The organism is Erysipelatoclostridium sp. MSK.23.31 (assembly GCF_019125875.1).
GTDB classification, from domain to species: Bacteria; Bacillota_I; Bacilli_A; order Erysipelotrichales; family Coprobacillaceae; genus Thomasclavelia; species Thomasclavelia ramosa.
Genome location: NZ_JAHOCB010000108.1, coordinates 1 through 940 on the forward strand (window position 1 = coordinate 1; position 940 = coordinate 940).

Below are 940 nucleotides of genomic sequence, written 5' to 3' on the forward strand. Positions count from 1 at the left end.
AATGGTGGTTCCGGCCGGAATCGAACCAGCGACACGAGGATTTTCAGTCCTCTGCTCTACCGACTGAGCTACGGAACCATTGGCGGTCTGGACGGGACTCGAACCCGCGACCTCCGCCGTGACAGGGCGGCATTCTAACCAACTGAACTACCAGACCAATGGTTGCGGGAGAAGGATTTGAACCAACGACCTTCGGGTTATGAGCCCGACGAGCTACCAGACTGCTCCATCCCGCGATATTTTTTGCATTATTTTATTTCGGCTGAATTTTAAATTAAATGGCGAGGGATGAGGGATTCGAACCCCCGCGGGACGTTAATCCCCTGTCGGTTTTCAAGACCGATCCCTTCAGCCGGACTTGGGTAATCCCTCGCATTCTTAAATTGGTGGACCCTGTTGGACTCGAACCAACGACCGATCGGTTATGAGCCGATAGCTCTAACCAACTGAGCTAAGGGTCCTTGTTGTTTCTTGACTTACGGGCACCGTTATTAAATTGGTAGCGGGGAAGGGATTCGAACCCCCGACCCACCGGGTATGAACCGATTGCTCTAGCCAACTGAGCTACCCCGCCGTAATCAACTACAGCAATGCTATAATTTAATAATTAATGGTGGAGCCTAGCGGGATCGAACCGCTGACCCCCTGCGTGCAAGGCAGGTGCTCTCCCAGCTGAGCTAAGGCCCCAATTATTATTTTAAATGGTCGGGAAGACAGGATTTGAACCTGCGACCCCCTGGTCCCAAACCAGGTGCACTACCAAGCTGTGCTACTTCCCGTTCTATTTCTTTTTTTACTCAAATGGCGCGCTAGGCAGGAATCGAACCCACAACCTCTTGATCCGTAGTCAAGCACTCTATCCAGTTGAGCTACTAGCGCATCGCTCACTTACAACGCCTATCTATATTAACACATCTTATTAGCTTTTGCAAGATTTATT

The 940-nt window shown here is 50.5% G+C and carries 9 tRNA genes; all 9 read right to left on the reverse strand.

Annotated features, from left to right (window positions below):
• Positions 1–2: 2 nt before the first annotated feature.
• The 9 genes from KSU54_RS18460 to KSU54_RS18500 all read right to left on the reverse strand — a co-directional run bounded on the left by KSU54_RS18460 (position 3) and on the right by KSU54_RS18500 (position 879).
• Positions 3–78: transfer RNA gene (locus KSU54_RS18460), tRNA-Phe, on the reverse strand.
• Positions 79–80: 2 nt separating this feature from the next.
• Positions 81–157: transfer RNA gene (locus KSU54_RS18465), tRNA-Asp, on the reverse strand.
• 2 nt (positions 158–159) lie between these two features.
• Positions 160–236 (reverse strand) — tRNA-Met (locus tag KSU54_RS18470).
• A 43-nt stretch (positions 237–279) separates the two neighbouring features.
• Positions 280–372 (reverse strand) — tRNA-Ser (locus tag KSU54_RS18475).
• 12 nt (positions 373–384) lie between these two features.
• Positions 385–461: transfer RNA gene (locus KSU54_RS18480), tRNA-Ile, on the reverse strand.
• Between the two features lie 36 nt (positions 462–497).
• A tRNA-Met gene (locus KSU54_RS18485) sits at positions 498–574 on the reverse strand.
• Positions 575–611: 37 nt separating this feature from the next.
• Positions 612–687, reverse strand: a tRNA-Ala gene (locus KSU54_RS18490).
• A 15-nt stretch (positions 688–702) separates the two neighbouring features.
• Positions 703–779, reverse strand: a tRNA-Pro gene (locus KSU54_RS18495).
• 23 nt (positions 780–802) lie between these two features.
• Positions 803–879 (reverse strand) — tRNA-Arg (locus tag KSU54_RS18500).
• Positions 880–940 lie beyond the last annotated feature (61 nt).